Origin of the sequence: uncultured Campylobacter sp. (assembly GCF_938018145.1) — a bacterium.
GTDB lineage: Bacteria > Campylobacterota > Campylobacteria > Campylobacterales > Campylobacteraceae > Campylobacter_A.
The window spans coordinates 1-2,262 of record NZ_CALIII010000422.1 but is presented as its reverse complement, the minus strand read 5'-3'; the positions used below and the strand labels follow the sequence as shown (position 1 = coordinate 2,262).

General features: G+C 46.2%; 4 protein-coding genes. 1 reads left to right on the top strand and 3 read right to left on the bottom strand.

Annotated elements, in window-relative coordinates; translation table 11 throughout:
• The first annotated feature begins 137 nt into the window (after positions 1–137).
• On the top strand, positions 138–611 hold the full coding sequence (locus tag Q0338_RS09930; protein ID WP_298086583.1) for a hypothetical protein: 474 nt from the start codon (positions 138–140) through the stop codon (positions 609–611).
• Positions 612–641: 30 nt separating this feature from the next.
• On the opposite strand, the gene Q0338_RS09925 is transcribed toward Q0338_RS09930, so the two are convergent.
• From Q0338_RS09925 to Q0338_RS09915, 3 genes are read right to left on the bottom strand one after another with little or no spacing between them, the layout of a single operon-like run.
• Positions 642–770, bottom strand: coding sequence for a hypothetical protein (locus tag Q0338_RS09925; RefSeq protein WP_298086582.1), 129 nt, complete (start codon positions 768–770; stop codon positions 642–644).
• Positions 771–801: 31 nt separating this feature from the next.
• On the bottom strand, positions 802–1,410 hold the full coding sequence (locus Q0338_RS09920) for a hypothetical protein (protein WP_298086581.1): 609 nt from the start codon (positions 1,408–1,410) through the stop codon (positions 802–804).
• Positions 1,411–1,467: 57 nt separating this feature from the next.
• Positions 1,468–2,205, bottom strand: a complete 738-nt coding sequence (locus tag Q0338_RS09915) for a hydroxymethylpyrimidine/phosphomethylpyrimidine kinase (protein ID WP_298086580.1) — start codon at positions 2,203–2,205, stop codon at positions 1,468–1,470.
• Positions 2,206–2,262 lie beyond the last annotated feature (57 nt).

Sequence of the window (2,262 nt, the reverse complement as noted above, 5' to 3'; positions counted from 1 at the left end):
AAATTTGACCGCAAATTTAGGTCAAATTTGAAGATCGGTGTAAATTTAAACGGCAGCGTAACTTGATGATTTTAACCGCTCGCCGTTTGCATAAAACTAGGCTGGATAAATTTAAAATTTGACTTTAGGCGGAGGATATGAACGAAAGTATAGGCAAAGAAAATAAAGAGCCGGAGCTACTTTACAGGCTAGGCAAACGAAATCCGCTCATGGTAATGATCGACTTTATTTCGTACAGCTTTTTCCTACTCGTGCCCGCCTTGCCTACTGTGATATATTACGACGGCTGGATGCGCATACTTGGGATTTTGGGCTCTGCACTTTTGATCTGGCTGCTATACTCGGTGATATTTTTTAACTACGTTGAAATTTATAGAGACAAGATTGTTATAGATAGATTTATATTTGGAAATCAGATTATAAAACCAGAAAATATAATCCACTGTCGTACCCTTGAACGCGCTTTTTTACCGGCGCACGTAGAAATAGCGCAAAAGACGCAACATCGTATAGCCAAAATGACCATAATAGCAGGCCTCACGCACAAACAAGCAGACGAGATAGAAAGGCAAATAAATCTTATAATACCTTTGGAAAAAACCGATAAATAATAAGAAGCATAAAGGTTAAATTTGCCGCCGTTATCTGCATCCAAATTTAACGAGCGAGCCAGACAAAACCCGCTCATCGGCAGTCAAATTTAACAAAACCGCCCGTAAATTTATCCCTCCTCGCTTCGGGTCAAATTTAGCCGCCAAACCAAACCCCAAATTTAAAGCGTAAATCTTAAAATTTAGATTTTTATCTACGTTTTATATTTTTGCCGTCTTTATTTACGCACATAAAATCCACGGTGGCCCCGCCGTCATAAATCAAAGCTACGCCGTCTGAATGAAATCTATCGTCGCAGCCCGCCTCTTTGTCGCCTCGCAGTATCTCGTCCGAAGCGTCGGCAAAAATCTCGTAATACACGCCTCCAAAGCCCTCATTGCGATAATAAATCGTAGTCTTGCGCTCGCCTCCAAACGCCTCGTTGCCCCAAATTCTTATGCCTATGACGTTTGCGCTTTTTAGTTTGGCTTTTAGTTCGCCAAAAGTCTGCGCATCCCAGCCCAGTATCCGCAGTGGTTCCTGCAGGCCCGTTCGCTTATCTACGCGGATGAAGCTCGCAGTTTGGTTTTTATCGGCACTCACGGCGCTAAACGTCTCAACCAGGGCTCCGTCTAAGCGCAGGTCAAACCAAACTCCGCGAGGCCTAATCTCGCGCGCAAAATCGCGCAATGCTAAAATCTCGATATGATTTTTTGCGTAGTTTCGCGCTAACTCTCGTCCGTCGTATAAATTTAAGTAGACGGCCGTCGCCGCGATTAGAAAAATAATAATAAAAGACGCTTTGTAGCTTATACTCATAAATCCTCGCAAATTCTTTTATTCTTAGTCTAATTTACGGCGTCAAGCACGCTAAATTTAAAATTTAACCCCGTGATTTAGCAGTTTTCTTACGCCTAGATTCGTGTCGATGCCGCTGATTATGGCGTTGTAGATGTACTCTTTGCCTTGCTGGATGGCGCTTTCTAGGCTTTCGCCGCGAGCGAGCAGGCAGGCTAGCGAGCTAGAAAACGTGCAGCCCGCGCCGATGATAACCAGCGGGTCGGCTAACGGCGTCTCAAAGTTTTGCACGCTGCCGTCCTTGCGGTAGAGCGTGTCGATGCTCTTGCCCGCGACGATGTGTTTTTTCACGATCACGTCGCACGGCAGATTCGTAAAATCATCGCCGAAAAGCACGTCTGCTTCGCGCAGGTTCGGCGTCGTGACGGCGGCAAATTTCATCAGCTCTTTTAGTCGCTCGATGGCGCTATCTTTGATGAGTTTGTGCCCCATTTTCGAGACGCAGACGGGATCTAGCACCACGGGAGCGGAGTTTTTCTCTAAAAAGCTCTGCACGACGTCCATGATAGGCTCGTTAAAGAGCATGCCGATCTTGACGGCATCGAAGCTAAACTCGGCCGCGAGCATCTCGAGCTGATCGGCGATAAAGGACGGATCTAGCGAAACGATATTTTTGATCTTGTCCGTGTTTTCGGCCGTTAGCGCCGTGACCGCCGTCGCGCTATAGCAGCCAAAGTGCGCGCACGCCTTGATATCGGCTTGCAGTCCCGCGCCGCCGTTGCTGCATGAGCCTGCGATGATGAGGATTTTTTTCATTTTTTGCCTTTTTTCGTTTTTAAAAGCCGTATTATAAACGACATTGCATTAACGGCG

Bases quoted from the DNA above. Each gene is read 5' to 3' on its own strand.
- Q0338_RS09930 (WP_298086583.1), top strand. From the start codon at position 138: ATGAACGAAAGTATAGGCAAAGAAAATAAAGAGCCGGAGCTACTTTAC.
- Q0338_RS09920 (WP_298086581.1), bottom strand. From the start codon at position 1,410: ATGAGTATAAGCTACAAAGCGTCTTTTATTATTATTTTTCTAATCGCG.
- Q0338_RS09915 (WP_298086580.1), bottom strand. From the start codon at position 2,205: ATGAAAAAAATCCTCATCATCGCAGGCTCATGCAGCAACGGCGGCGCG.